Source organism: Thermodesulfobacterium sp. TA1, assembly GCF_008630935.1.
In the GTDB taxonomy this organism is placed as follows: Bacteria; Desulfobacterota; Thermodesulfobacteria; order Thermodesulfobacteriales; family Thermodesulfobacteriaceae; genus Thermodesulfobacterium.
Map to the genome: position 1 here is coordinate 925,898 of NZ_CP043908.1, position 26,259 is coordinate 952,156.

The 26,259-nt window shown below is 35.7% G+C and carries 24 protein-coding genes and 1 tRNA gene; 10 read left to right on the plus strand and 15 right to left on the minus strand.

Annotated features, from left to right (window positions below; genetic code table 11):
* Window positions 1-23: 23 nt before the first annotated feature.
* Entirely contained in the window at window positions 24-1,028 is a 1,005-nt protein-coding gene (locus F1847_RS04740) for a chordopoxvirus fusion protein (protein WP_150071943.1), read from the plus strand.
* A gap of 209 nt (window positions 1,029-1,237) precedes the next feature.
* On the opposite strand, the gene F1847_RS04745 is transcribed toward F1847_RS04740, so the two are convergent.
* Window positions 1,238-1,311 (minus strand) — tRNA-Pro (locus F1847_RS04745).
* 241 nt (window positions 1,312-1,552) lie between these two features.
* On the opposite strand from F1847_RS04745, the gene F1847_RS04750 reads away from it, so the two are divergent.
* On the plus strand, window positions 1,553-3,259 hold the full coding sequence (locus F1847_RS04750) for a bacteriohemerythrin (RefSeq protein ID WP_150071944.1): 1,707 nt from the start codon (window positions 1,553-1,555) through the stop codon (window positions 3,257-3,259).
* Here the strand turns inward: F1847_RS04750 and hisC are convergent.
* From hisC to F1847_RS04780, 6 genes are all read right to left on the minus strand, one after another.
* Entirely contained in the window at window positions 3,248-4,336 is a 1,089-nt protein-coding gene (gene hisC / locus F1847_RS04755) for a histidinol-phosphate transaminase (protein WP_150071945.1), read from the minus strand. The two genes, F1847_RS04750 and hisC, sit on opposite strands and share 12 nt — an antisense overlap.
* Window positions 4,337-4,338: 2 nt before the next feature.
* Window positions 4,339-5,493 (minus strand): SufD family Fe-S cluster assembly protein, encoded by a 1,155-nt coding sequence (locus F1847_RS04760; protein WP_150071946.1) that lies wholly within the window; start codon window positions 5,491-5,493, stop codon window positions 4,339-4,341.
* Between the two features lie 14 nt (window positions 5,494-5,507).
* Window positions 5,508-6,254 carry an ABC transporter ATP-binding protein gene (locus F1847_RS04765; RefSeq protein WP_150071947.1) on the minus strand — a complete coding sequence of 249 codons (747 nt, stop codon included), beginning with the start codon at window positions 6,252-6,254 and terminating at the stop codon, window positions 5,508-5,510.
* Window positions 6,255-6,390: 136 nt separating this feature from the next.
* Window positions 6,391-7,410: a cytochrome d ubiquinol oxidase subunit II gene (gene cydB / locus F1847_RS04770; RefSeq protein WP_150071948.1), complete on the minus strand. Its 1,020-nt coding sequence runs from the start codon at window positions 7,408-7,410 to the stop codon at window positions 6,391-6,393.
* Between the two features lie 24 nt (window positions 7,411-7,434).
* A complete protein-coding gene (locus F1847_RS04775; protein ID WP_150071949.1) occupies window positions 7,435-8,766 on the minus strand; it encodes a cytochrome ubiquinol oxidase subunit I in 1,332 nt (443 codons plus the stop codon).
* A gap of 22 nt (window positions 8,767-8,788) precedes the next feature.
* Entirely contained in the window at window positions 8,789-9,238 is a 450-nt protein-coding gene (locus F1847_RS04780; protein WP_150071950.1) for an Rrf2 family transcriptional regulator, read from the minus strand.
* A 204-nt stretch (window positions 9,239-9,442) separates the two neighbouring features.
* On the opposite strand from F1847_RS04780, the gene F1847_RS04785 reads away from it, so the two are divergent.
* The 3 genes from F1847_RS04785 to holA are packed head-to-tail and all read left to right on the plus strand — an operon-like array spanning window position 9,443 to window position 15,156.
* The gene (locus tag F1847_RS04785) at window positions 9,443-12,634 is read left to right on the plus strand and encodes an EAL domain-containing protein (RefSeq protein ID WP_168194269.1); all 3,192 of its coding nucleotides are present in this window, start codon (window positions 9,443-9,445) and stop codon (window positions 12,632-12,634) included.
* Entirely contained in the window at window positions 12,631-14,067 is a 1,437-nt protein-coding gene (pyk, locus tag F1847_RS04790; protein ID WP_150071952.1) for a pyruvate kinase, read from the plus strand. The genes F1847_RS04785 and pyk overlap by 4 nt, the downstream gene beginning before the upstream one ends.
* Before the next feature lie 6 nt (window positions 14,068-14,073).
* Window positions 14,074-15,156: a DNA polymerase III subunit delta gene (holA, locus tag F1847_RS04795; RefSeq protein WP_150071953.1), complete on the plus strand. Its 1,083-nt coding sequence runs from the start codon at window positions 14,074-14,076 to the stop codon at window positions 15,154-15,156.
* An 8-nt stretch (window positions 15,157-15,164) separates the two neighbouring features.
* On the opposite strand, the gene F1847_RS04800 is transcribed toward holA, so the two are convergent.
* From F1847_RS04800 to F1847_RS04830, 7 genes are all read right to left on the minus strand, one after another.
* Entirely contained in the window at window positions 15,165-16,088 is a 924-nt protein-coding gene (locus F1847_RS04800; RefSeq protein WP_168194270.1) for a ParB/RepB/Spo0J family partition protein, read from the minus strand.
* 8 nt (window positions 16,089-16,096) lie between these two features.
* On the minus strand, window positions 16,097-16,984 hold the full coding sequence (locus F1847_RS04805; protein WP_150071955.1) for a phosphoribosylaminoimidazolesuccinocarboxamide synthase: 888 nt from the start codon (window positions 16,982-16,984) through the stop codon (window positions 16,097-16,099).
* Between the two features lie 12 nt (window positions 16,985-16,996).
* Window positions 16,997-17,350 (minus strand): Rho termination factor N-terminal domain-containing protein, encoded by a 354-nt coding sequence (locus tag F1847_RS04810; RefSeq protein ID WP_150071956.1) that lies wholly within the window; start codon window positions 17,348-17,350, stop codon window positions 16,997-16,999.
* A gap of 199 nt (window positions 17,351-17,549) precedes the next feature.
* Window positions 17,550-18,824, minus strand: a complete 1,275-nt coding sequence (locus F1847_RS04815; RefSeq protein ID WP_150071957.1) for a folylpolyglutamate synthase/dihydrofolate synthase family protein — start codon at window positions 18,822-18,824, stop codon at window positions 17,550-17,552.
* A 6-nt stretch (window positions 18,825-18,830) separates the two neighbouring features.
* Window positions 18,831-19,865: a sodium:calcium antiporter gene (locus tag F1847_RS04820; protein ID WP_150071958.1), complete on the minus strand. Its 1,035-nt coding sequence runs from the start codon at window positions 19,863-19,865 to the stop codon at window positions 18,831-18,833.
* 13 nt (window positions 19,866-19,878) lie between these two features.
* Complete coding sequence (locus tag F1847_RS04825; RefSeq protein WP_150071959.1) at window positions 19,879-20,736, minus strand: universal stress protein; 858 nt, start codon at window positions 20,734-20,736, stop codon at window positions 19,879-19,881.
* Between the two features lie 3 nt (window positions 20,737-20,739).
* Window positions 20,740-21,252, minus strand: coding sequence for a BCAM0308 family protein (locus F1847_RS04830; RefSeq protein WP_150071960.1), 513 nt, complete (start codon window positions 21,250-21,252; stop codon window positions 20,740-20,742).
* Window positions 21,253-21,550: 298 nt separating this feature from the next.
* Here F1847_RS04830 and F1847_RS04835 point away from each other — a divergent pair, with 298 nt between their 5' ends.
* Complete coding sequence (locus F1847_RS04835) at window positions 21,551-21,982, plus strand: hypothetical protein (RefSeq protein WP_150071961.1); 432 nt, start codon at window positions 21,551-21,553, stop codon at window positions 21,980-21,982.
* A gap of 6 nt (window positions 21,983-21,988) precedes the next feature.
* On the opposite strand, the gene mtgA is transcribed toward F1847_RS04835, so the two are convergent.
* A complete protein-coding gene (mtgA, locus tag F1847_RS04840) occupies window positions 21,989-22,813 on the minus strand; it encodes a monofunctional biosynthetic peptidoglycan transglycosylase (RefSeq protein ID WP_240702766.1) in 825 nt (274 codons plus the stop codon).
* Between the two features lie 96 nt (window positions 22,814-22,909).
* Between mtgA and F1847_RS04845 the strand changes: the two genes are divergently transcribed.
* The 4 genes from F1847_RS04845 to F1847_RS04860 all read left to right on the plus strand — a co-directional run bounded on the left by F1847_RS04845 (window position 22,910) and on the right by F1847_RS04860 (window position 26,257).
* Window positions 22,910-24,133: a 2,3-bisphosphoglycerate-independent phosphoglycerate mutase gene (locus F1847_RS04845; protein ID WP_150071963.1), complete on the plus strand. Its 1,224-nt coding sequence runs from the start codon at window positions 22,910-22,912 to the stop codon at window positions 24,131-24,133.
* 107 nt (window positions 24,134-24,240) lie between these two features.
* Window positions 24,241-25,038, plus strand: a complete 798-nt coding sequence (locus tag F1847_RS04850) for a DUF4198 domain-containing protein (protein ID WP_150071964.1) — start codon at window positions 24,241-24,243, stop codon at window positions 25,036-25,038.
* The gene (cbiM, locus tag F1847_RS04855; protein ID WP_150071965.1) at window positions 25,039-25,644 is read left to right on the plus strand and encodes a cobalt transporter CbiM; all 606 of its coding nucleotides are present in this window, start codon (window positions 25,039-25,041) and stop codon (window positions 25,642-25,644) included.
* Window positions 25,634-26,257 carry a hypothetical protein gene (locus tag F1847_RS04860; protein WP_150071966.1) on the plus strand — a complete coding sequence of 208 codons (624 nt, stop codon included), beginning with the start codon at window positions 25,634-25,636 and terminating at the stop codon, window positions 26,255-26,257. The genes cbiM and F1847_RS04860 overlap by 11 nt, the downstream gene beginning before the upstream one ends.
* Window positions 26,258-26,259 lie beyond the last annotated feature (2 nt).

Genomic DNA, 26,259 nt, shown 5'->3' on the forward strand with positions numbered 1-26,259 from the left:
GATAAACTTGAGGACCAGATAAAATGCAAGTAATACCGATTGACCTTTACGAAACCTTAGAAGAATTAGACCCTAAAACAAAAACCGCCTTTATTAAACTTGTTAAATTCCTTGGTGAAATCGTAAAAAGGGAAGATTTCCTTGAACTCAAAGCAGAAATAGAAAAACTAACAAAATCGGTAAATGATCTTGCTGAAGCCCAGAAAAAAACTGAAGAAAGACTAAATCAGCTTGCTATCAGGGTAGACCAGCTTGCTGAAGCCCAGAAAAAAACTGAAGAAAGACTAAATCAGCTTGCTATCAGGGTAGACCAGCTTGCTGAAGCCCAGAAAAAAACTGAAGAAAGACTAAATCAGCTTGCTATCAGGGTAGACCAGCTTGCTGAAGCCCAGAAAAAAACTGAAGAAAGACTAAATCAGCTTGCTATCAGGGTAGACCAGCTTGCTGAAGCCCAGAAAAAAACTGAAGAAAGACTAAATCAGCTTGCTATCAGGGTAGACCAGCTTGCTGAAGCCCAGAAAAAAACTGAAGAAAGACTAAATCAGCTTGCTATCAGGGTAGACCAGCTTGCTGAAGCCCAGAAAAAAACTGAAGAAAGATTAAACTGCCTTATAAAAGAACACAAGATTACAAGGGAACAACTCGGTGGTTTGAGCCATGCTATTGGCTATTCCTTAGAAGACAGAGCCTACAAGGCCCTCCCCAGACTTCTCAAAGAAAACTTCGGAGTCGAAATAGAAGGACGGCTTGTAAGAAAGTTTGTCGAAATTAGTCCTCAACATTATGAAGAGGTAAACATCCTTGGCAGGGCAAAAATAAGAGATAAAAAAATCGTCATTCTGGGTGAAGCAAAAACCCAGTTGAAAAAATCAGACATAGATGCCTTCTTGAAAAAAGTTGAACGCCTCAAAAAAATATTTCCAGAAGAAAAACTCCTTCTCTGCGTAACCTATCAAACCTCACCTCAAGTAGAGGAATACGCTAAAGAGAAAGGAATTAAAATCTATTTCTCCTACGACTTCGACTAACTCTCAATATTATTTAGATTGTGAAGACCAAAAAAAAACACTGGAAAATATCATAAAATGGGCAAATAAAACGCTTCTTAAAACCAGCCGAAATATTTGTATTGTTGAAGGAAACAAGTATTTTAAAACAACATTGCAAACCAATCACGGAGTTATAACCATAAAAAAGGATTTTAGGGGATGTTAAAGAATTTATTTACCAAAAAACATCGGGGCGACAGGATTTGAACCTGCGACTCCCGGCTCCCGAAGCCGGTGCTCTACCAAGCTGAGCTACGCCCCGAAATTTTATCATTTGTTATATTAAAAACCCTTTAACAAATTTTTCAAGATTTTACCGACCGAGTTCTCACCTCTTATCTTCTTAGGCTAAGTAATTTTTTCAAAAAAACATTTCTGTGGTTTCCCTCGGCTAATCCGAGATTAATTTTAGAGTTAATAAATTTTTGGAACTTAACTAACTGCAATTAATATTGTATAATAAATTTTTAAATAATTTATAAAATCTTTAAAAGAGGGTTTTTATGGATTATATAGAATGGAATTCTGATTTTGAAATAGGGATCAAGTTTATAGATAATCAACATAAAATGCTTGTGCATATTATCAATAGATTGTATACTACCTTATTTTTAAAACCAAAGTTCCTTAGAGAGAATATCTTGGAAATATTACAAGAGTTGCGCGATTATACTCAATATCATTTTGAGGCTGAAGAAGCCTTTATGGAAAGTCATGATTATCCCAAACTTTCTCAACATAAAAGGGCTCATCAGGATTTTATCAAAAAAATCGAAGAGTTTTATGCCAAGCTTCCCCAAGAGGACTTAAAAGCTTTTGGATTGGAGCTTCTCAGCTTTCTAAAAAAATGGCTTTTATCTCATATCTTAACCTTAGACAAACACATAAAAACTTACCTTACAGGACTTCCGATTGAAACACCCTTAGACCTTTATAAGGTATATGGATTTTTCTCTAAAGAAGAACTTTTAGAAAAATTTACCGAACTCATAAACCACAGGAGAGAGGTTATTTCTTTTATGATTTTTGACATAGACGATTTTTATTTTATAAACCTTAGGTATGGATTCGATGTAGGAGACCTGATCTTAGAAGATTTTGCTAAACATCTCTCTAACAAACTAAAAGAGCCTAACCTTTGGTTAGGTAAATTTGAAGGAGACAGATTTGCTATCCTTTTGACAGATAATGAAAGCTTTTTAAGGACATTTCAAACCATAGAAAAGGTTTTTAAGGTCGTAGAAAACTATAGGTTTGAACTGTTAGAAGAAGAAAGGTTTGAGTTTATAAAGTTTAAAATTTCCTTAGGAGTAGTTTTGTATCCTAAGCATGGAACCGACCCAAAAGACCTTTTGATCAAGGCTGAGATAGCTCTTAAAAAGGCTAAAGAAGAAGGTAAAAACCGCTGGATAATGTTTACCGAACAGGACTATCTTGAGATAAAAAAAACTGATGAAGTGAAAAGCATTTTAGACGAGGTGTTAGAAAAGGAGTTGGTCTTTCCTTTTATTCAACCCATCTTTTCAACCAAACACAAAAAGGTGGTGGGGGGTGAGGTTTTACTTAGGATCTATTCAGAAAAAGAGAACAGGGTTATTTCAGCAGGAGAATTTGTTAAAGTTGCTTTAAATTTAGGCTACTTAGACCGTTTAGAGGAGATAATGTTTAAAAAGTTGAAAAACCATCCAGAACTTCCCAAGTTTAAGGGTTATATGCTATTTATCAACAGAGCTATTACCTCTTTTGAAAAGTTTGAGCGATTGATTTACGAAATAGAAGATTGGATAACCTTAACCCAAAAGGTTGGATGTAAAATGGTGTTAGAGGTTACTGAGGTTTCGCTTATTAATTTTGTAGACCTTGTGCCTCTTATCAAAGAAAAAACGAGACAAAACAACATCTTTTTAGCGGTAGATGACTTTGGGGCTGGTTATGCCTCATTTAGCTATCTTTTAAAATTTAAGCCTGATTTTATCAAACTTGACGGAGATTTTGTTAAAGAATGTCTACAAACAGAGGATAACCTAAAGGTACTTAGGGGTATCGTAAGATTAGCTAAGGATTTAAAGGTTAAAACCATAGCCGAATTTGTAGAAAACCAAGAGATAATGGATATGTTGGTAAAGTCTAAGGTAGACTTGCTTCAAGGATACCATCTTGGAAAGCCCATGCCTGTAGAGGATTTTGTAAAAATTTACTTAACCAAGTAGGTCTTTTATAGCCTCAACCAAAATTTTGTTTTGTTCTGGAAGTCCTATAGTAATCCTTAAAGCATTTGGAAAGCCATAAGGTTTAAGCGGTCTAAGAAGAAGTCCCTTTTTTAACAAGCTCTGGTAGATGGTTTCACAAAACTTGCCAAAATCGACCATGATAAAATTGGCTTCTGAAGGATATACCTTAAAACCAAGGGCTGAAAGCTCATAGGTTAGGTATTTTCTACCTTCTTTTACCACCTTTTGGCTTTTTTTTAGATAAGCTTGGTCGTTTAAGACTGCTAAACCAGCCTTGTAAGCAAAAAGGTTTAGGTTAAAAGGTTGTCTTAGCGCATCCAAAACTTTAACTAAGTTTTTTTCAGCCATACCATAACCTAACCTCAAACCTGCAAGGCCATAGGCTTTAGAAAAAGTCCTTAAAACCAGCACGTTAAAACCGTTTTGCAAAAATTCTATACCTATAGGGACTTCTGGGTTTTCTATAAACTCTCCGTAAGCTTCATCTATTACCACCAAAACGTTTTCTGGTAGGTTTTTAAACAAAAGTCCCCAATCCTTTGGTCCTAAAACGCTTCCTGTAGGGTTGTTTGGATGGTCTAAAAAGATAACCTTGGTTTTTCTAGAGAGTTTTTTTAATAGACCAGGTATATGATGCTTTAGGTCTTTATCAAGAGGGACTGTCTTAACCTTAGCCCCATAGATTTGAGCAAACTTTTCATACATCAAAAAGCTGGGTTGACTTACCAAAACCTCATCTCCTGGGTTTACTAACGCCTTAAAAACCAGTTCGATAACCTCGTTAGACCCATTTCCTAACACGAAATTTTCCGGAGAAAGCCCCCATTTTTCGGCAAGAGCTTTTTTTAGCTCTATATAGCTTGCCTCTGGGTATAGATGGACTGTTTTAGCAAGTTCTTTTATTACCTTAACCACTTTGCGAGATGGACCTAAAGGGTTTTCGTTTGAGTTAAACTTATAAACCGGGCCTTCTATTGCTAATTCTCTTCTTATCTCGTCAACGGTTTTTCCAGGAGGGTAGGGGGTTAGTTTTTTTAAATAAGGTTTAAATTCCATAGCTAAAACCCCAGTTTAGCGGTTTCAAGGACTTTATCTATCTGTTTTTGTAGCATGGGGGGAATACCCTCAACCTTAACGGTTAAAAATCCTTTTACTATAAGTGAGGTTGCCTCATCTTCGCTTAATCCTCTTGCCATAAGGTATTCTACTTCATCCTTAGCTATCTTACCTACTGCTGCCTCATGGGTTAGCTCTACGTCATAAAAATGACTGTCAAGCTGAGGTATAGCCCTCATGATGCCTTGGTCAGATAGCATCAGTCCCTGACACTCTAAATGCCCTTTAACCTTAGGTGCCTTAGCCACAATTTTACCTCTGGCTATGTTTTCTCCTCCATAAACCACCGTCCTTGAGATGATTTCGGTCCTGGTGTTAGGGGCTTCTAACCACACTTCTCCACCTATGTCTATTTTAGAACCAGGTTGGTTGGCTATGATACTTACAAAAGAAGCCTTAGCTCCCTCACCTACAAGCCTACAAACCGGAGAGGTTTGTATGTCTTTTACCGGATAAAGGCTTACGTAAGTAGAGATGTAAGACCCTTCTTCTTCTACCAAAACCCCGGTCCTTGGTCTAACCATGGTTTGTTCACCCCAAACGTGAAGCATGCTAAAGGTAAGCTTAGCTCTCTTTTTAACAAAGAATTCGGAAACACCTATATGAAAAGCAGAATCCACATGAGGATGAACCGAACAAGAGGTAATCAAGTTTAACTCTGCTCCTTCTTCTACTATAACGATGTTATGAACCTTTTGGGCCACCTTTTCAGTCCTTATATAAAGGCAGGTTTGCACAGGATATACTATTTTATAACCTGGAAGAACCCTTATAAAATAGCCATCGTCAAGGTCCTTAGCCGTAGCCTTAGTAAACTCGTCTTTGTCAGGAGAAAGAAGTTTCCAGTAGTAATCTGAGATCCAATCGTATTTTTTCAAAGCTTCGGTTATCGGAAGGATTTCAAGGCCTTCTACCTGTTTTTTACATAAAACCGGTTTAGCGTCTATTTGGACATATTCTCCTTCTCGTTTTAAAGAAGAATCAAGCCCTAAAAACTTTAGTCTTTCTTTTTCTTCCTCGGTAAGCTCAGAAAGGTCTTTAGGAATATTACCTTCCTTAGCGGATTTAAATTCTTTGAGAAGGTTATCTTCAGCCATGTTTTTTCCTCCTTTTATGCCAGTCTTTTCAAACAGTTTTTACAACCTTCATATCCAACTTTTTGTATACCTTCAAAGATTTCTATTGGGTTGCCAGTACAGTAGATTTCCCCATCCATGATCACATAACCCAGGTCTGCCGCAACATGCTGTAAAATAAACCCTGTATGGGTGATGATTAAACCACTTTTGGTCCTGGGTTTGTGAGGGGTATCTTTTTGCAATAACTTTTTTATCATCTGACCGATAAGATTTAGGTTTTCTACGTCTACCCCAGATTCTGGCTCATCAAGTAAGACTAAGTCTGGGTTTTGGACCAGTAATTGCATGAGTTCGCTTTTTTTTATTTCCCCTCCTGAAAAACCTTTGTTTACCTCTCTGTCTAAAAAGGCTTCAAAGTTAAAACTTCTGGCAAGTTCTTCTATTTTAACGTTGTTCTCTTTAGCACAAAGTTTTAAAATATCTCTTAGTTTTACTCCTCTAATGGTAGGTGGTCTTTGAAACATAATTCCTATTCCTCGCTTAGCCCTTTCATAAGGAGGTAGGTTGGTTATATCCTCTCCTTTAAAGTAGATTTTACCATGCTTTACCTTATAAGTAGGAAAACCCATGATGGTCATCAAAAGAGAAGTTTTTCCTGAACCATTTCTACCAAAGATTACATGGGTTTCGCCCACTGGAATTTTTAGCGAAATGCCTTTTAAAACCTCTCTTCCTTCTACTTCAACCCAAAGGTCTTCTATCTCTAATAAGTTTTTCATCTACCTCACCTCTTTCAAAGATTTTAAACCTTATGTTTAGCAAATTAATTTAAAAATGTAAAAAGTCAAGGAACAAAAAAATTGATTGGTTTAAAATAAAAGATAGGGGACACATATAGCCCCCTATCTTTTCAAGTTAATTTTCCTTGGAAGAAATCTTAAAACTAAAAGTTTTATAAGCCCAGAAGGTATAAGCAAGGACTATAGGTACGAAGATCAAAGCTACTACGGTCATTATCTGAAGGGTAAGGAGACTTGAAGAACTATTATAGATGGTAAGGTTCCAGGCTGGGTTTAAAGAAGAGGGAAGCATGTTGGGAAATAGGCCTGTAAACCCCCAAGCAGAAAAACCTAAGATACCTACAGCCGAGGCTAAAAAAGCCCCCAAAAAGTTTTTTTTGGTAAGTAAAGGGAAAACCATCAAAAATCCTGCTATAGATAAAATAGGGAAACCTAAAAGCAAGGGGAAATTAAAATAATTTTGCCATAGATTGGTAGAAAGATAGGCACCAAAGAAGAAAAGGGCTGCTAAAACCAAGGTAATGGCCGTAAATTTTTTAGACAAAGTAGCCGCCCTTTCTGCTAAATCTCCGTTGGTTTTAAAGGCAATCCAGTTGCAACCATGGGCGGCAAAACAAAATACAAAGAGTATTCCACCTAAAAGTCCAAAGGGATTAAGTAAGGTAAACAAGGAGCCATGATAGATACCTTTTTCATCCATTGGGATACCTTGAAAGATGTTGGCAAAAGCCACCCCAAGAAGAAAAGGCGGTAGTATGCTTCCTAAAAAAAATCCTAAGTCCCAGAGGGTTTTCCAAACAGGTTTGTCGTATTTATTACGGTATTCTATAGAAACCCCTCTGATGATAAGGGCAAAAAGAAGTAAAAGCAAAGCAGAATAAAGGGCGCTAAACATCACCGCATAAGTTTTAGGAAAGGCGGCAAAGGTAGCCCCTCCGGCGGTGATTAACCAAACCTCGTTTCCGTCCCAAAAAGGACCAAGGGCTTGATAGATGGCCCTTTTTTCCTCTTCTTTTTTGCCGAGAAGGTAGAAGGCTGACCCAGCCCCTAAGTCAAACCCATCTAAAACAAAATAACCTGTCCAAAGCACAGCCCAGAGGATAAACCATATTATCTGGTAGATGTTCCCTTCCATGTTTTCACCTCCTTTTGTGTTATTTTAATATCCTAAAGTTTTAGCTACTTCTATCTCTTTTTCAGGTCCTTTGATTGCTGTTTTTAGAATCAGCCAAAAACAGATAAAACCTAAAATCCCATACACTATGATAAAAGCAGGAAAAGAAATGGCTACTTGGGTAACAGAAATAGGAGATACCGCGTCTTGGGTTTTCATCATCCCATAGACTATCCAAGGCTGTCTTCCTACCTCAGCTACTATCCAACCAAGTTGACAGGCAATATAAGGTAATGGAATGTTAACGATAAGGAGCCTTAAAAGGGTAGGGCAGTTTTCTGGGCTGTTTCTTCTTATGCAAGCCCATAAACCAAGGAAAAGGAAAAGAAACCCAAGCCCAACCATAAGCCTAAAACTCCAAAAAGTAAGAGCAACAGGAGGCCTTTCTTCTTTAGGCCATTCCTTTAGCCCTTTAACCTCGGCATTAAAATTGTGATAGGCAAGAAGACTTACCATCCCAGGTATTTTAAAAGCCTCTACCACGTTTTTCTCGTTTTTTTCGTCAGGAATAAGTAAAAGAGCAAAATCGGCACTTTTTTTAGTTTCCCAGAGAGCCTCCATCGCAGCCAACTTAGTAGGCTGGGTATTAGCTACTACAGCTCCATGGTGATGTCCAAGCACAACTACCACTATAGCCCAAATTAGGGTCCAAATAGCGGCTATTCTAAAAGATTTTTTAAAGAAACTTAATTCCCTCTTTTTAAGTAAATGATAACCGCACACACCTAAGACAAAAAATCCACCAAGACTGAAACTGGCTGGTAATACATGTAAAATTTGAGACCAACCAAAAGGATTGGTTAAAAGCTCCCAAAAGTTTGTAAGCTCTGCTCTTCCGTTTCTTATCTCAAAGCCTACGGGGTTTTGCATCCAGCCGTTAGCAAGTAAAATCCAAACAGCAGAAATGTTTGAGGCGATGGTAGTTAACCAGATAGCAGTGGTAGTAATCTTAGGATTAAGTCTATTCCATCCAAACCACCATACCGCGATAAAGGTAGATTCGAGGAAAAAGGCTAAAGTAGCTTCTATCGCCAATAAAGGACCAAAGACATCTCCTACATACTCAGAATAATAACGCCAGTTGGTACCAAACTGAAACTCCAAGGTTATCCCTGTAACCACCCCCAAACCAAAGTTGATAAGAAAAATCTTACCCCAAAACCTTGCTGCCCTTTTAAAATCCTCATCCCCGGTCTTAAGCCATAACGTTTGATAGATAGCGGTAAGAAAAGATAACCCTAAGGTAAGCGGAACAAACAAAAAATGAAACATAGCAGCGGCTGCAAACTGAAGCCTCGACAACCATAACACATCCATAAAACCACCTCCCTTTTGGTTTTTATCGTTTCTCTTGTTGTTTCTCCTGATAAAGCATTAATTCTGCTTTAGCAAGCTTATCAAAAGTATAAGAGGAAAGCTTTTCTCTAAAACACTGGTTTATTTCTTGAAGAACCTTGTTAACCGGGCAAAAAGATATCCTGTTGCATTGTTCTTTTTTCACAAAGCACCTGGCAAAGGTTATCGGGCCTTCAAAAGCCTCAACTACCTCTAAAAGAGATATCTCAGCAGGGTTTTTAACCAGTAAATATCCTCCGTTTTTTCCTCTTTTTATGGCTAATATCCCCTTTTTCTCTAAAAATTGAGCTAGTTTAGCCAAAAAAGCCTTAGGTATCCCCATTTGTTGACAAATTTCCTCTCTGGAAGCAATGATTTTTCCCTTAGACAATAAAATACAAGAAAGATAAAGAACCATCCTTATAGCATAGTCTTGTGCAGCCGTAAACTCCAAAAGCCCTCCTTAAGTAGATTAATCTAGTCCACTTAAATTTTATTTTAAAAAAAAAATTTAAAACGTCAATAGGAATTTAATAACAAAATCCCACATTTTTTATAAAAAAGTATAGTACAATGGTTAAAATATTATCGCCCTTGATTTATATGTATTGACTGAGTATAATAATAAAAAACTAACAAAATTGTTTCGGAAATGGCGATGGATAGAATAGTTTTTAGGGTTTGCAGCTGTCAAAAGGATAAAGCCTCCTTTTGGGAAAGAATAGCCAGAGAGATAAACCAAAAAACTGGGTTAGAAGTAGAACTTAAAATTTTTCAAAACTTAGAAGAAGAATTTAACCTTTCCACAACTTCTTACCCAGACCTTTATTTTGCTTCTTTTTGTGCTACCTGTGAAAGTAGAAAAAAGGGATTTATTCCTGTAGCCAAAATTCAAGAGATCAGACATAAAGATTTTGGATTGCTCTTTAAAGAAAAGGTTTCAAAACTAAAACAAAAAGAGTTTTTTAAATTAGGGCTTCTAAAAAATTCTTGTCTGCTTAATCTTCTTTTAAACATTTATCAAGAACTTCCTGTACCTTTAACTCAAATTTTACCTATTTTTTATCCTTCCCAAGAGCAAATAAAACAAGCTTTTTTAAAGGATCAGATAGATTTAGCCCTCTTATCTGAGGACTTTTTTAAAAAAAACCAAGACCTAATAAATGAAACCATAACTTTTTTACCCCTTTATTCTTATTATAGTCACTTTTTTTTAATTAATACCAACTCTTCTTATTTTTTGTGGTTAAAAGATTTTTTTCTAAACCTTTTTATCATAGAAAACATTCAGGTAGAACCTATCTCTCAAGAAGAAGATAAATTGATCCAAACTTTTTCTTTACTACCAGACCTTTTGTCAAACCTATGGGAAAAAGCTTTAATCTATGAAACCTTTTATAAATCACCTCATTTAGGGGTATTAATCTACCGAGACAACCAAATCCTAATGACTAATGAATATTTATTAAAAGCTCTAAAATATGAACCTCAAGACATAAAAAACTATAAGTTAGAAGATCTTCTTTTTAATGAAAAAATTAAGCTTCTTATAAGCGAAAGAATAAAAAGAAGATGTACTGGGGAGTTTTTCTCTGCTGTTTATCATCAAATCCCTGTTAAAACTAAGGAAGGACGGAAAAGAATGTTTAATATTTATGCAAATACCGTCCTTTTTCAAGGAGATTTTGCAGGTATAGCCTTAGGTATAGACGTAACCCCTGAGGTTAGGTATAAAGAGTTTATAGAGGTAATAAAAGAGGTCAACAGATTACTGATAGAAACTTATTCAGAAAAGGAGATGTTTCATAAGGTTTCTGAGGTGCTTTATAACGCTTTAGATTTAGCCGGAGTTTGGGTTGGGGAGGTTGACGAAGAAACTAAACAGGTAAAGCCTATGTTTTACTATCCCGAAAGCTTAAGTTTTATCACCTCTGTAGAGAAAAACTTTTTTTCTTTAGAAAACAAGACTTTTAGTTTTTACAAAAGTTTTCATGAAAAAAAGATAAACTTAATACCAGACGTAAACCAACATCCCTATCCTCAAGAAGTCTTAGAAAAACTTAAAGAATTTAAAGTAAGGTCGGTTTGTAGCCTTCCTGTTTTGAAAGGGCAAAGGGTATCTCATGTCTTAGTCCTCTGGTCTAAAGAACCTAATTTTTTTACCGAAGAGTATTTCGAGCTTTTAGAGGAACTACAAAACAACCTTTCCTTTGTTTTAAAAAAAATAGACCTTGCTTTTAGGGTCCAAATTTTTAACGAATTTATTAAACAGAGCGATGAAATTTTAATCATCTCTAACGATAAGGGGCAGATAGAATACATAAACTCTACCGGTTATAAACAGTTGGAGTTAGAAGACAACGTTTTTAGTATCAATCTTTTCAGCTTTTTAGGGATTACTCCTGAAGAAGTAGAACAAATCTTACAAAAAGGACAAATTATAAAAAAAATCGTATCCATCTTATTATCTAAAAACCGACATTTTTTTGAGTTAAAATTAGGATCGGTGCGATTTTCTGACCAAAAAAAGATAGTTATCTCAGGTAAAAATTTGACTAAAGAAATAGTTTTTGAGATGGAAAAGCAAAAAATACTAAACCAAGACCTTCTTACAGGCCTTTTAAACTATCAAGGCATTGCTCAAAAAATAACTGGAATATCTAATGTGATAAAAGAGGGGATTCTTGTCCTGTTAGACCTTTATAACTTTTCTTACATAAACCATTTTTATGGGCTTGAGGCAGGGGATAAGGTTTTGATAACCGTTGCCCAAAGACTAAAAGAAACCTTTCCTAACGCTTTAATCTCACGACCGGTAGGGGATAGTTTTGCTTTTTTTCTGGTAGATTACGATAAAAAGCAAACTTATAATTTGATAAAACAGCTACATCAAATTTTTAACCAACCTATAGAGGTCAAACCGGGAGAGAGGTTGCTTTTGGAGTTTCAGGGAAGTATCGTTTTTTATCCAGAAGACGGTAACAACTTCCTTGAATTATGGCGCAAAGCTAACATCTTGTTAAGCGAGGTTAAGAAAAAAGGTCCAAATGTGATAGAGGTGTTTAACCCTTACGTAGAAAAACAGGTAGAAAATATCTTTTTCGTAGAAAGGCTGGTCAAAAAAGCCGTGCAAGAGAACTTGTTTGTCTTCTACTATCAACCTTATTTTTCTTCAGAGCTTGAGATAGTTGGCCTTGAGGCCTTGGTCAGGATAAAAGAAAACGGAAAGATCTTTCCTCCCGGAGATTTTATAGAATATTTAGAAAACAGTCCTTATCTAAAAGAGTTTGAATGGTTGAGTGTGGAAAAAAACTTAGCAAACCTACAAAGATTTCAAAAACCCATTTCAATAAACATCTCTTCAAAAAGTTTAGAAACCATGCACATTTTTGAAATTCTGTATAAAAAAGCTGAACTTTTACACCTTATACCTTGTTGCTTAGGCATCGAAATCACAGAACATGCTCTTGCTGCAAATCTGGAGCAGGCAAGCAAACTTTTAAAAAGATTAAAGTTTTATAAAATAAACATCTTTGTAGACGATTTCGGAACAGGATATTCTTCTCTACATTACCTAAAAGACCTTCCGATAGATTTTCTAAAAATAGACCAGGTTTTTATTAAAGATTTTTTAAACGATAAAAAAACTTATTTCGTCTTAGAAACCATCATTTCTTTAGCCAAAAAGCTAAACATAAAAACCGTAACCGAAGGGGTTGAAACCAGAGAACAGTTTGAGGCGTTAAAAAGTTTAGGTTGTGATTACTTCCAGGGATTTTTGTTTGCCAAACCTATGTCAGAGGAAGAGTGTTTAGAATATATAAAAAACTATAAAAAGCCTGAACTATGAAAAAAACCAAGATAATAGCTACCATAGGACCCAAGACCCAGGACCTGTCTTTGATAAAAAGACTTATAAAAGCCGGTGTTAACGTATTTAGACTAAACTTTTCCCATGGAGACCATGCCTATCATAAACAAAGCATAAACCTTATCAGAAAGGCCTCTTTTGAATTAAAAATCCCTGTAGGTATTTTACAAGACCTTTCAGGTCCGAAAATTAGGATAGGAGAGGTTAAAAAACCCTTCTTAGTCCATGCAGGAGAAGTGCTGGAATTACATAAGACTAAGATTTTAGGGGAAAAAACCGAAGAATGTGCAAAGGTTTCGGTAGAATACCCCGAAATACTAAAAGAACTTAAAGAGAAACACCTTATCTATGTAGCTGATGGCCTGGTAAAATTGAAAGTAATAAAAAAATTAGAAGACAAGGTTATTACCGAGGTGGTGCAGGGAGGGGTTATTTCTTCTAAAAAGGGGTTAAACTTTCCAGGCGTTTCCCTTTCTATACCGGCTTTTACCTCCAAGGATAGAGAAGACCTGATTTTTGGCTTAGAAAATGAAATAGACTTTGTGGCTCTATCCTTTGTAAACAAAAAAGATGATGTGATAGCTTGTAAAGAAATAGTAAAAAGGTTTGGTAATGGACAGCTTGTTTTTGCTAAAATAGAAACCCAGAACGCCTTAGTACACATAGAAGAGATTTTAGAGGTAGCAGATGGATTGATGGTAGCAAGAGGGGATTTAGGGGTAGAGGTTCCTATAGAGAAAGTCCCTGTAATACAAAAACAACTGGTAGAAAAAGCTAAAAAATTAGGCAAACCTGTAATCATTGCTACCCAAATGTTAACCTCTATGATAAATTCTACCATGCCTACCAGGGCAGATGTTTCAGACATAGCTAACGCCGTCTTAGACGGTGCCGATGCTCTTATGCTTTCAGACGAGACCGCTATCGGCAACTTTCCTGTAGAATGCGTAAAAACCATGGTAAGAACCATCCAAGAAGCAGAAAAAATCTATCCTTACCTGAAGGAAACCTGTCAGGAAGTACCTTCAGACTTTGCTATTGCCTACAGTAGTTGCGTTCTGGCCTCTGAGGTTAAAGCAAGAGCCATCGTTGTTTTCACCAAGTCCGGAAGTTCAGCCATAAGGGTAGCTAAATTTAGACCTAAGGAATTGATTTTAGCCAACGTACATGACGAAAAAGTCTTAAGGCGTCTTACGATAATCTGGGGGGTCTATCCTTATCTTGTTCTTTCTGAGATAAACACGACAGAGGCGATGATAAAAGAGTTTTTGTGCAAAGCTTATCAAGAAGGCTTGATAAAAAAACAAGATACCTTAGTTTTAACGATGGGATACCCTGTAGGAAAGGTTGGGTCTACCAATCTAATAAGGTTGATTAAACCAGACCAAATTCAGGATATATTAAGCGAATAAACGGCTATGCCGGTCCTGACCTTTTCTAAAACTTTAGAACTTGCTAAGAAAAACCGTATTGCACCTGTCTATCTTTTTATAGGCGAAGAAAAACTATGCAAAGAAAAGGCAAGAGAAATCTATACCCTTTTGTTGGACAAAGGGACTACGATAGAAACTTATAACCTAAACGATAAAGAAGATAAAAAGGTTTTTGCAAAGACAAAAGGTTATCAAGAAGGACTTTTTGGATTAAGAAAGTTTTACTTAATCTTAGGCGGAGAAAATTTAGAACCTTCTAAAGAAGCAGAAATCGTAAAAAGTTTAGAAAAAGAAAATCAGGTATTTACTTGGTTTATTATTGCAGAAAAATTTGAAGAAAATAGACTTTTGTATCAGTTTGCTTTGCAAAAAGGAGCTATCTTATTTTTTGATTTTAAAAAAGAAGAAGACTTTTTAGAAACAGAACTTATTTTTAGACTTAAAAATGCCAACAAAACGATGGATAGGGCAACCACCGAGCTTTTTCTTTCTTTGGTGGGGAAGGACTATCAACATTTTATAAACGAGCTTGATAAGCTTCTTCTTTATGCCAAAGATAAACCGATGATTTCAGAAGAAGATATATGGGCGGTTACCATCCCTCTTGAGGAAGAAATGCTTTTTATGGTAGAGGATAGCTTTTTTAAAGCCGGGCCTGAAAAGGCCTACCGAATAGTAGCCCAATTGTTAGACCACAAAGAGGAGCCTCATAAAATTTTAGGCTACCTTTATAAGTTTTTCAAACTATTACACATTTTACAGGAGTTTTTAGAAAAACATCCTGAATTGAAAAAGGAGGAAAGGTTTAGCCATTTTGCCAAAAAATGGGAGGAGACCAAAAATAGCCCTTTAGAAGAAATTCCTAAGGTCTTAACCGAACGCCACCCTTACCGAATTTTTAACCTTAAAAAATATTTAGAAAAAATCAAAAACCTACCCCAAGTTTTTGAAGAACTATACAGGGCTGAAATAGCCCTAAAAAAGGAGTTTAAAAATCCTTATCTGGTCTTTAAAGAACTTTTTATCAACCTCTGGCAAAAAACCTTGGTTAATAAAAGTCTTAATTAATAAAAGTCTTAAATAGTTTCTAAAATCTGCTCTAAAACTGATTTATTTTCTGTTAAAAATTTTATTTTTTCTGATAATTCGTGAGTACTTTTAATCTTAAAAGCAAGCTCAATTTCTTTTTTTTCTAAGTAGGGGTCTTGTTTTACGGTTACCCCGCCTTTTTGTATCCTTCCTAAAAGAGGTTTTAAAACTAACATCTTGGTTGAGAGGTTCGAGTAGTAAAGGGTTTTTAATCTTTCCAAAAAAATTTTTCTTCTCTGGTTAAAATCCTTTTGCTTTAAGGCTTCTTTTAGCTCCTCAGTAAGTAAAGAGGGGAGGTCTAAACGACGTTTTAAGTCTAAAAGTTTTTCCAAAACATCTCTTTGCTCACTAAAACTTAAATTAAGCAAATTTATCATCTCTAAAAATTCTGTCTTTTCTGTGGGACTTAAAAACTTAAAAAATTTCAAAACATGAAGGTTTAATTGATCTTTAACGATCAAATGTTTAAATGCGTCGTCTAACTTACTTATCTCAAGTAAAATATCAAGCCAATTTTTATTAGAAGGAAGTTCTATTTTTTCCATCAAATTTGCTATTTGTTCTAAGCTAAAAAGAGATAGAGCTTTTTTAATAAACTCCGCCTTTTCAACCAAGTTTAAATTCCGAAAAAGGTTGCTTTCTAAAGAAAGGAGCAAGAGGTCCTTAGGTGATTTATTTTTTAAAATCAACACTGGAATTTTTTTGATTTCAAGGGTTTGGCAAGCTAAAACTCGGCCTTCTCCGCAGACTATTTGAAAAGATTCGTCTTCTTTAAGATAAACGATAGGGGGCTGAAGGACCCCACATCGTTTGATACTCTCAAGTAATAAGTCTTTTCTTTTAGGAAAAGAAAAAAGATAGGTCCTGTCTTCTATGTTCAGGTAAGAAAGGTCTATTTTTTCCCAAAACAAGTTCAACACTATAAAGTCTTTCCAGTAAGTCTATAAAGGGCCTCTAAGTACTTTTCACGGGTTTTTAGCACTATTTCTTCAGGAATGGTTGGAGGGTGTTGAGGGTCCCAAGAAATAGATTTTAACCAATCTCTTATAAATTGTTTATCAAAACTTTTCTGAGGTTTACCAGGCTGGTATTCATCTTTAGGCCAAAATCTTGAAGAATCAGGGGTTAAAACCTCATCTACCAAAATAATCTTATCTTCATAAACCCCAAACTCAAACTTTGTGTCTGCGATGATAATTCCTTTGGTTTCGGCATACTCTGAGGCTTTTTTATAAATCTTTAACGAAACTTCTTTTAAAAACTGAGCAACCTCGCTACCTACTAATCTTTCCATCTCTTCGTAGGTGATGTTAACGTCATGTTCTCCTAATTCTGCTTTGGTTGAAGGGGTAAAAATAGGTTCAGGAAGTTTGTCAGCTTCTTTTAAACCCGGAGGCAAAGGTATACCACAAACCTGGCCGGTTTGCTGATATTCCTTCATGGCAGACCCGGTGATATAACCTCTCACGATACACTCTACCGGTAAAACCTTTGCTTTTTTAACCAACATACTTCTCTGAGCTAAAATTTCTTTATATTCTTTCAAGACCTCTGGATATTCCTCAACGTTTGCAGTAATAAGATGGTTGTCTACCAAGTCTTTTAAAAAGTCAAACCAAAAAAGGCTCATTAAAGTTAAGATTTTCCCTTTATCAGGGATAGGGGTGGGAAGGACCACGTCAAAAGCTGAAATCCTATCTGTAGCAACGATTAAAAGCTTATCTCCAAGGTCATAGATGTCTCTAACCTTACCCCTTTTTAAAAGAGAAACTTTTTCTAAGTTGGTTTCCAACACAGCATTAGACATAGCTTTCCTCTTTTATGCTATAGACTTAGCAAGTTTTCTTGTTCTCTTTTTAAAAGCAGCGGCTAATCTTCTATACCTTTCGTATCTTACCCAATCTCTATTCTTTTTAGCTTCTTCGGCTAAGGCTTTAAATTTTTTAACCTTAGCTTTGATTTCTCTCATAGAAGCCCCAATTTTCTTAGGCTCTTCCTTTATTCCATAAACCTTTTTCAAGGCAGATATAAGTTCTTCTTTGTTCATTCCATGAACGCCTGAAATTTCTGGTATTTGTAAGGCAATTTCTCTTAATTCCTTGATGGTCATCTTTTCAAGCTTTTTTTCCAACTTAGGAAGTTCTCTGGTTTCCTCTTGTTTTACCTCTTCCATCGCCCTTAACCTCCTCTCTAAGAAATTTGAAAAATATTTTAAAAGCTAAATTTTCTTTAAGTTATCATAAAATTTAAAGAAATCAATAAACTAAAAAGCTTCTTAAAATTTAAAGAAGTCCTCATTTTGTGGGATAGGAGAAAAAGGATGCCCCCTCGGATAAAGGCTTAATTTGAGGTTAGCCTCTTCACCTTTAGCCCTATGTTTCGAGGTGAAGAGTTAAGGTTTTCAAAAATTCTGCCACAAAATAGATAGAACCGGTAACCAAAACCTTAGTAATTTCTTCGTTTAAAGCAGACTTTAAAGCCTTATCAGGTGAAGAAAAAAATTCAACCTTTTGGGCCTTATTTTTCAGAGTTTGTTTCCATTCTACAAGGCTGACTATTTTTCTCTGAGAAGGAAACTCGCATATATAGGTTTTTTTACTAACTTGTTCTAATCTTAAAAACATGTCCAAATAAGGTTTTTGTCCGTCTTCGTTGGTAACCCCTAAAATAAGTAAAAACCTCTTTTTATAGCCTTCTTTGGCTATAAGGTCTTTTACCAAAGCTTCTACTCCATCAAGATTATGGGCTACGTCTATCAAGAATTCTTTGGTTTTCACCTTTATTTTTTCGTATCTCCCTTTCCACCTAACCTGCTTAAGGGCTTTTCTTACCGCCTTTTCATCTATAGATAAAAATTTATTGTTTTCTAATATCTCAAGGGTTTTTAAAGCGCAACCTAAATTTTCCCCTTGGTAATCTCCTAATAGGTTTAAAAACATATTTTTAAAGGTCTTTTCTCCGTGATAATCCCAAAGTTGTTTGTTTTTAATAACCCTAAAATCTTTGTTTAAAAAATAACCTTGTGCTTTTACTTGAGATAATCTTTGAAGAAACACCGGCAAAGCTTGGGGCTTGATGTTTCCCAAAACACAGGGAACCCCTCTTTTGATAATTCCTGCTTTTTCATAGGCTATTTTTTCTAAAGTATCTCCTAAGTATTTAGTGTGTTCAAGGCCAACGTTAGTAATTATACTTACCTTAGGAAAAATCACGTTGGTTGCATCAAGCCTTCCACCCATACCGCATTCAATCACAGCAAAATCTACTTTTTCTTGAAAAAAATAAAGAAAAGCAACGGCAGTGGTAACCTCAAAAAAGGTTAGGTTTAAATCTTGAGATTTTTCTTTAACCTCTTTTATTAATGATTCAAGGATTTCATCCGGTATGTCTTGGCCGTTAACCTTAAATCTTTCGTTAAGCTTAAAAAGATGAGGAGAAGTATAAAGTCCCACCTTAAAACCTTGGTGTTTTAAAAGTTCAGCTAAAATAGCAGAGGTAGACCCCTTTCCGTTGGTCCCAGCAACATGAATGATTTTTAATTTTTTTTGAGGATTTCCCAACCTTGCTAAGACCTTAGTAATTCTTGTTAAACCAGGTCTTATCCGATGAAAACCTAAGTTGTATAACCAGGTTAAAATTGAAGACATAAAATTTTAACCGAAAAAGCTTTTGATTACTAAATATCCGTAAACTAAATAACACCATCCAGATATTAGAAAAAGATAAAGAGGAACCCTTTTAAAAAAGGTTAAAAAAAAGAGATATAAACCTCCTAAGGCTATGGCGATAATGGCTGAAATCAGAGCCAAGCCCTCTACTTGCCAGTTGGTAAAAATAAGTCCTACGCTTACAGGAAAGGTAGACTGAAAAACCATAGCTCCGGTCATATTACCAAGCGCTAAAATATCCCTTTCTTTCATCGTCCAGATTAAGCTGTTAAACTTTTCAGGAAGTTCAGTAGCTACCGGAGCAATTAAAAGGGCAAAAAGTAAAGGATTTAACCCCCAATTACGAGATAAAATTTCTAATTTTTCTACAAAAAGATGAGCACCTTTAACCATCAACATAAGCGCTAAAGACACTTGAGTAAAAGATAAAAACACCATATGAACTTTTGAAAATTTTTTGATACCTAATAACTTTTCTGCCAATTTTCCTAAATAAAGTTTTTCCTCAGACTCAAGCTCTAAACTTTCTGCACGAAAGGTAAAAAAAAGATAGATTATATAGTTAATAAGCAATAAAAAAGCAATTACATAATGTACAAACCGATTGTTTTCTAAGAAAAAGGGAAAAAAGATCGCTAAGGAAAAGCTTATCAAAAAAAAAGTAAAGTCCCTTTTAAAGGTTTGAGGCTCAAGATGGACCTCTAAAACCTTTCTTCTTTTCAAAAAATAGCTTAAGAAAACGCCTAAACCTACTAAAAACAAACCCACGGTAACCAACATGAAAGGGGCTCCTAAAATTGCCCCTATTCCTATGGCAGAACCTTCCTCTCCTTTATACATAAGGATGGCTACCAAGGGGATAATCGTTTCTGGAAGGGCTGTGCCTACTGCCGCTAACACACTACCTACCACCGCTTGAGATAAAGAAAGTGCTTTTCCAAGGTTTTCTACTCCATTAGTAAAAACTTCAGCACAGATTAATATTATTAATAATGCTGTAATTAGTAAAATCACATCCATAAGTAAACCCTTTTTAAACTTTATCTACTACCAAAATAGGGATTTCGATTTTTTTGATAACCTCTCTGGCGATAGAGCCTAAACCTTTTTGAACCATTTTACCTCTTTTACCCATGATTAGCAAATCTATCTGTTGTTTTTTTACGAATTCTTCTATCTTTTCAAGCCGATTGCCCACAGCGATTTCAAACCTTAATTTTTGGATAAACTCTTGATTGTTTGAAAAACTTTTCAACCATTCTTGCCAAAGGCGATTTCTTTGGTTTATTTCTTCTTCTAAAGGATCATGGTTTAAGAAAGTTTTCTTAATAAAATCTGGTGGTTGTATCACATTTAAACAGAATACCTCTACCTCAGGATTCCTACTTAAAAGAGTAGTTAAGTTTAAACCCATTTTACTTGATTCAGAAAAGTCTATAAGACACCCCAATCTTTTAAGTTTAGTAAGCGGGGTCTCTTTTACCACCAAAAAATTACAGTTTAATCTTTCAACCATTTTTTCTGCAGTAGGTACTTTTAAAAGATGGGGTAAATAACCTAAAACCACGACAAAAGGATTAACTTGATGGATAAACTTAGAAAGTGCCTCCCAAAAGTTTCCTAAGATAACTTTGGTCTCGATGGTTATATTTTTTTTAATTTCTTCGTTGAAATAACTTTGACTAAGGGCTTTTAGGTCTTGTTCTAATCTTTGTTTTTCTTTTTCTAAGTAAGGCTGTAAATAGGCAGGAGGTGTTAAAAAGTATTCTATAGCATGAAAGAGGATTATTTTAGAAACTTCGGGAAAATATTTTTTTAGGAAAAGACCAGAAGTTATTACTTTAGGGGTTAATTTTTTAAAATCTATGGCAAAGGCTATGGTTAAACTCATCGGTTATTTGTCTCTATACCAGTATACTCTTACTAATTTATCTCCTTTAGACCATCTAAACTCTAAATCTCCTTTATAAGCTCTATATAAAGCCCTTCCCAATCTTTGGGCTAAATGGTCGGTAGTAGTTTCAATAACGGTTTTACCGTCTTCTTCGTTGATGGTTATGATTTGATGTAACGGATTAATGTTACGTGCCCTTTCATATTCGTTGTTTAGAAGCTTCATGATGTCCCCTTTATGAGTTTCCCAAAAGTTTCCTGAAATATAAAGATAACCCATTGCATATTGGTCCATAGCTTTCCTACAACCAGGACAGATAATTTGAGGAACACTATCGCTTTCTTTCAACTCTTCGTACAACTCTTCGTCTATAACCCAACGTTTATCTTTAAACACAGCCTTACATCTTGGACAAATAGCCTCTCCAGAAGGAGCCTCTTTCATTGCATAGGGATCTTCGTTGGTTTCAAACACATACCTATGTTTAATCCATTTATCTCCTTTTTTACTCATAAATCCTCCTTTTGAAATCTTTTAATTTTTACTTCTTTTTAAAAATATAATTACTTATCTGCTTGTTGTCAATGAAACCAACGATTGGTTATAAATTTTCTGTTGGATGATAATTAGACAATCCCTTTTATAAGATGCTTTTTTAGTTCTTTATTCTCTAATTATGTGGATAGTTTAGATTACCTCCAAGGCTACACTATTATAGGTTGACTTTTAGGGTTTCTCTATTAAATTTACTTTTATGGCTTACAGATGGTTACCACCATCTAAACATCATATACCACTTTGGGAGGGAAAAATGGTTGATAAGATACAACTTGAAAATGGATTAACGTTAGAAATATGGGATTACTCCAGAAGACTTGCTGGAGACAGGTGGTTGGTAGGGCTTTTAATCCAGGTCGGGGTTGAACCTGAAAAAAAAGACTTTGCTAATGACACTTATTATAATCTTTTTCTGGAAAAAACCGACGGAAAGGTTTACTACCGTTATAGGAAAGAAAGAAATTTTGTGCCTGAAGACCAGATAAATCAGCTATTTTCTACCATGAAAGAAGGTTTCCTCAACGTAGCCCTTCCTTATCTTTCTCATCCAGAGTTTAAAGAAAAGCTGATTAAACATGAGGTAGAACTGTTTCAGAAAAAAATAGATTGGGAAAAGTCTATCCAAGAAAAAGATGCAGAAACAGAACGCTTAGAAGAAATTTGGAAGGATAAATCTATATACTAAAACTCTTTATTCTGTTTTTTCTTGGTTTTTATCTTCTCCTAATGGGGGTTCTTTAGTAGGCTCTAAAACCGGTGTTTGTTCTGATACAGGCTGGGTAGGTTTTTCTTCAGGTGTTTCAGACTGTAGAGAGTCAAGAGCAGGTTCGGTTATGTCTTCAGTTTCATTTTCTATATTTTTATATTCTTCTTTTATGATACCTCTTTTTTTCATGATAAAGTAGATTAATCGACTTCTTTTTTCTACATAAGGTTGATTTCCTAAAGGATTATATTTTAAAGGATTAGGAAGTACTGCTACCAATCTTGCCGCTTCCCAAGGGGTAAGGTTTTTAGCACTTTTTCCGTAATAATGTTTAGCCGCTGCTTCAGCCCCAAAAATACCTTCTCCCCATTCTGCAACATTAAGATATATCTCTAAAATACGTTTTTTTGATAAAGTTTTTTCAAGTCTTAGGGTAATGATAGCCTCTTGGATTTTTCTTATAGGGTTTTTAGACGGGCTCAAATAAAGATTTTTAGCAAGCTGTTGTGAAATAGTGCTTCCTCCATATTTAAGTTTTCCTTCTTTCAAATTTTTTTCTAAGGCTTTTTTGATACCTTCAAAGTCAAACCCTTCGTGCCTATAAAATTTGTCGTCCTCTCCTATTAATACCGCTTTGATTAGATAAGGAGAGATACTACTTAAGGGAACCCAGATTTGTCTTATTTGGACCTTTTTCCCTTCTTTCTCCCACTGTTTCATCCTATATTTCATCATAGCCGTAAGCTTTGGATTTTGAGTTTTTAAAGAAGATACATCAACTAACAGTGGATAACCGACCAAATAACCCAAAAAACCAATTCCTAACGACAAAAAAAGTAGTTTTAAAGTTTTCATGGTTTTATAATTATATGATAAAATAGAGAAAAAACAAAAGGGAGGAAAACGATGGGGCTTGTTGAAGGTCTTATCAAAAAAGGAGAGGGGAAAATTGTCAAAGTAGTCCTTGACGGAATAGGGGACCTACCTGTAAAAGAAGGAAAAACTCCCTTAGAGTTAGCTTATACCCCGAACCTCGATCGATTGGCCAAAAAATCAGCTACAGGACTTCATATTCCTGTAGACTATGGCATAACCCCAGGCAGCGGTCCAGGACATCTTGGTATCTTTGGATATGACCCTTCTCAAATTACCATAGGGCGTGGAGTATTAGAGGCCTTAGGGGTAGGGATAGAATTGAGAGACACAGACGTTGCAGTAAGAGGAAATTTTGCTACCGTAGAATACCATCAACAAACCCCCATCGTGATAGATAGAAGGGCAGGAAGAATACCAACCGAAGAAAACCAAAGATTGATCGCTAAACTTTCTGAAAAGATAAAAAACATAGAGGATGTTGAGATTATTTTAAAACCTGGGATGGAACATCGTTTTGTGGTGGTTTTCAGGTTTCCAGAAAAGGTACCTGAAGCCGTAAACCTAATAAACGATACAGACCCTCAAGTCTTAGGAAAAGCACCCTTACCGCTTTCCTCTCCCACACCTGAAGTGAAAAAGATAATAGGGGTTGTCTCTAAGTTTATTACTCAAGCTTCAGAAATTTTAAAAGATGAACCTAAAGCTAACTTTGTGCTGCTTAGAGGTTTTTCTGTAAAACCTAATCTTCCTACTTTACAAGAAAGGTTCGGACTAAACCCATGTTGTATAGCTACCTATCCGATGTATAAAGGATTGGCAAGCCTGGTAGGGATGAAAATACTTTCTTTTAAAGGCATGGATATAAAAGATGAAATACAAACTTTAAAGGAAGTTTGGGAAGACTACGATTACTTTTTTATACATATAAAAAAAACCGATTCTTACGGAGAAGACGGAAACGCCGAGGGGAAGGTAAAAATAATAGAAACTTTTGATCAGAGCCTTCCTGAAATTTTAAATTTAAACCCTACAGTCCTTTGTATCACCGGAGACCATTCTACCCCATGTATTATGAAGGGGCATTCTTGGCATCCTGTGCCTACCCTTATTTTTTCTCCTTATGTTTTAGGTAATACCTCTGAAAGATTTACTGAAAGAGAATGTCTAAAAGGTGAGTTAGGGATGTTTTATGCCTATAAACTTATGCCCCTTCTCTTAGCCCATGCAGGAAGACTTAAAAAATTCGGGGCTTAAACCTTAATGGTCAGTTTTTAACGATCGTTAAGTTTAGCTATTGACAAAATTAAAATTAGGTTTATAGCTATCATTTGTAGCTACTAAATTAAAAAAGGGGGATAAAAATGAGAAAAATTTTTAAAAGTGTAATTTTAAGCACATCTACTATTTTGATTAGTGCTACCTTTTCTTGTGCCCATTTTTTAGTTTTAAAGCCTGAGGTAGACAATGTGGTGATCCAAAATAAACCTGTTAAGGTGGAGTCACTTTTTACCCATCCGATGGAAGGTGGACCTCATATGAATTTTAAGATCAAAAAAAGTGAGCTTATCGTAGAAGGAGAAATAATTCCTGTTGACTGGAAGATAGAGTTAATTCCTTCTACCAAAGGAAGCAACCAAAAGGTGCCTAAATATATCACCAATTTAAACCTTAAAAAACCTGGGGTATATCAGCTTTATGTAGACCCAGAACCTTACTTTGAACCAGCTGAAGAAAAATACATTCAGCAGATCACCAAGGTGATTATTTCTGCGTTTGGTAAAGAAGATGGATGGGATCAGCCTTTAGGCCTTAAAGCAGAAATCATCCCTATGGTTAAGCCTTTTGCTTTATGGGAAGGCAACCTGTTTAAAGGACAGGTGCTTGTTGACGGTAAACCTGCGGCTAATGTTGAGGTTGAGGTAGAATATCTTAATACCCAAGGGTTAAAAGCCCCTTATGATAGCCTGGTTACCCAAGTAGTAAAAACAGATGCCAACGGCTTTTTTGAGTATGCCATACCTTGGGAAGGATGGTGGGGTTTTTCAGCGATTACCGATGGTGGAAAGATAAAAGGTGCTGATGGAAAGGAATATCCTTTAGAGTTAGACGCAGTCCTTTGGGTAAAGGCTTATCCCAAACCTAAAAGAGGTGGCAAATAAATGCATATCTCAGAAGGAGTGCTTTCCCCACCTGTTTTGATAGCAGGATGGGGATTAACCTTAACCGGTTTAGCTATTGCTTTAAAGCTTCTTTCTGTCAAAAAAATTCCTGAAGTGGCAGTGCTTTCAAGCGCCTTTTTTATTGCCTCTCTTATTCACGTGCCGATAGGTCCTTCAGCCGCCCATTTAGTACTAAACGGGATGGTAGGTATCCTTCTTGGGTGGAACACCTTTGTGGCGGTTTTTTTAGGTCTGTTGCTTCAGGCACTTTTTTTTCAGTTTGGAGGGTTTACCACCTTAGGGATAAACACCTTTAACATGGCCTTCCCTGGGGTGGTCTGTTATTATCTTTTTAAAAGATTTATTGCAGAGGATAATCAGAAACTATCCTTTGTATCCGGTTTTTTAGCTGGAACCTTAAGTATTTTGGGGGCTGGGTTTTTAACCGCCCTTTCCCTTTATTTTACCGAAAAAAAATTTTTGGTGCTTTGTGAAACTCTGGTTATAGCCCATCTACCTATCGCGGTGGTAGAAGGGTTGGTAACCGGGTTTATCTTGGTATATCTCCTAAAAATAAAACCAGAGGTATTAAAAAATGAAGCTTAGATTTTTTAGTAGATTAGGATTATTACTATTTTTATGTTTAACTTTTTATGATATTGGTTTAGCCCATAAGGTTAACCTGTTTGTGTTTAGAGAAGGAGAGAAGGTTTCTGGAGAAGGCTACTTTGCTAACGGTGCTCCCTGTGTTAAATGCACTGTGGAAGTTTGTTCCTTAAAAGGAAACAAAATAGCCCAAACCATAACAGACGAAAAGGGTAGGTTTGAAATTAAAATCAACGAAAAAGAGCCTTTATTGGTAAGACTGATAGCAGGAGAAGGACATCTGGCAGAAAAAAAGTTAGAAGGGATAAAAGAAGAACCTCTTGCGAATAAATCTGCAAATAAAGACACAAAAAAAGAAATGATTAACATGCAAAATAAAGAAGATATCAAAAAAATTGATGTAAAAAATACAAGACAAGTAGAAATAGATAAAGATTTGATAAAGGCTGCAGTAAAAGAGGTCTTAGACGAAGAGTTAAACTCCTTTAAGGTAAATTTTTTAGATTTAAAAAAAGATTTAAACAGGGTTAGGTTGCAAGACATTTTAGGAGGAATAGGTTATATCGTTGGGGTTTTAGGTTTGTTGGCTATGTTAAAAGCTAAGAAAAGTTAAGG

Bases quoted from the DNA above. Each gene is read 5' to 3' on its own strand.
- F1847_RS04740 (WP_150071943.1), top strand. From the start codon at position 24: ATGCAAGTAATACCGATTGACCTTTACGAAACCTTAGAAGAATTAGAC.
- F1847_RS04750 (WP_150071944.1), top strand. From the start codon at position 1,553: ATGGATTATATAGAATGGAATTCTGATTTTGAAATAGGGATCAAGTTT.
- hisC (WP_150071945.1), bottom strand. From the start codon at position 4,336: ATGGAATTTAAACCTTATTTAAAAAAACTAACCCCCTACCCTCCTGGA.
- F1847_RS04760 (WP_150071946.1), bottom strand. From the start codon at position 5,493: ATGGCTGAAGATAACCTTCTCAAAGAATTTAAATCCGCTAAGGAAGGT.
- F1847_RS04765 (WP_150071947.1), bottom strand. From the start codon at position 6,254: ATGAAAAACTTATTAGAGATAGAAGACCTTTGGGTTGAAGTAGAAGGA.
- cydB (WP_150071948.1), bottom strand. From the start codon at position 7,410: ATGGAAGGGAACATCTACCAGATAATATGGTTTATCCTCTGGGCTGTG.
- F1847_RS04775 (WP_150071949.1), bottom strand. From the start codon at position 8,766: ATGGATGTGTTATGGTTGTCGAGGCTTCAGTTTGCAGCCGCTGCTATG.
- F1847_RS04785 (WP_168194269.1), top strand. From the start codon at position 9,443: ATGGATAGAATAGTTTTTAGGGTTTGCAGCTGTCAAAAGGATAAAGCC.
- pyk (WP_150071952.1), top strand. From the start codon at position 12,631: ATGAAAAAAACCAAGATAATAGCTACCATAGGACCCAAGACCCAGGAC.
- holA (WP_150071953.1), top strand. From the start codon at position 14,074: ATGCCGGTCCTGACCTTTTCTAAAACTTTAGAACTTGCTAAGAAAAAC.
- F1847_RS04805 (WP_150071955.1), bottom strand. From the start codon at position 16,984: ATGTCTAATGCTGTGTTGGAAACCAACTTAGAAAAAGTTTCTCTTTTA.
- F1847_RS04810 (WP_150071956.1), bottom strand. From the start codon at position 17,350: ATGGAAGAGGTAAAACAAGAGGAAACCAGAGAACTTCCTAAGTTGGAA.
- F1847_RS04815 (WP_150071957.1), bottom strand. From the start codon at position 18,824: ATGTCTTCAATTTTAACCTGGTTATACAACTTAGGTTTTCATCGGATA.
- F1847_RS04820 (WP_150071958.1), bottom strand. From the start codon at position 19,865: ATGGATGTGATTTTACTAATTACAGCATTATTAATAATATTAATCTGT.
- F1847_RS04825 (WP_150071959.1), bottom strand. From the start codon at position 20,736: ATGAGTTTAACCATAGCCTTTGCCATAGATTTTAAAAAATTAACCCCT.
- F1847_RS04830 (WP_150071960.1), bottom strand. From the start codon at position 21,252: ATGAGTAAAAAAGGAGATAAATGGATTAAACATAGGTATGTGTTTGAA.
- F1847_RS04835 (WP_150071961.1), top strand. From the start codon at position 21,551: ATGGTTGATAAGATACAACTTGAAAATGGATTAACGTTAGAAATATGG.
- F1847_RS04845 (WP_150071963.1), top strand. From the start codon at position 22,910: ATGGGGCTTGTTGAAGGTCTTATCAAAAAAGGAGAGGGGAAAATTGTC.
- F1847_RS04850 (WP_150071964.1), top strand. From the start codon at position 24,241: ATGAGAAAAATTTTTAAAAGTGTAATTTTAAGCACATCTACTATTTTG.
- cbiM (WP_150071965.1), top strand. From the start codon at position 25,039: ATGCATATCTCAGAAGGAGTGCTTTCCCCACCTGTTTTGATAGCAGGA.
- F1847_RS04860 (WP_150071966.1), top strand. From the start codon at position 25,634: ATGAAGCTTAGATTTTTTAGTAGATTAGGATTATTACTATTTTTATGT.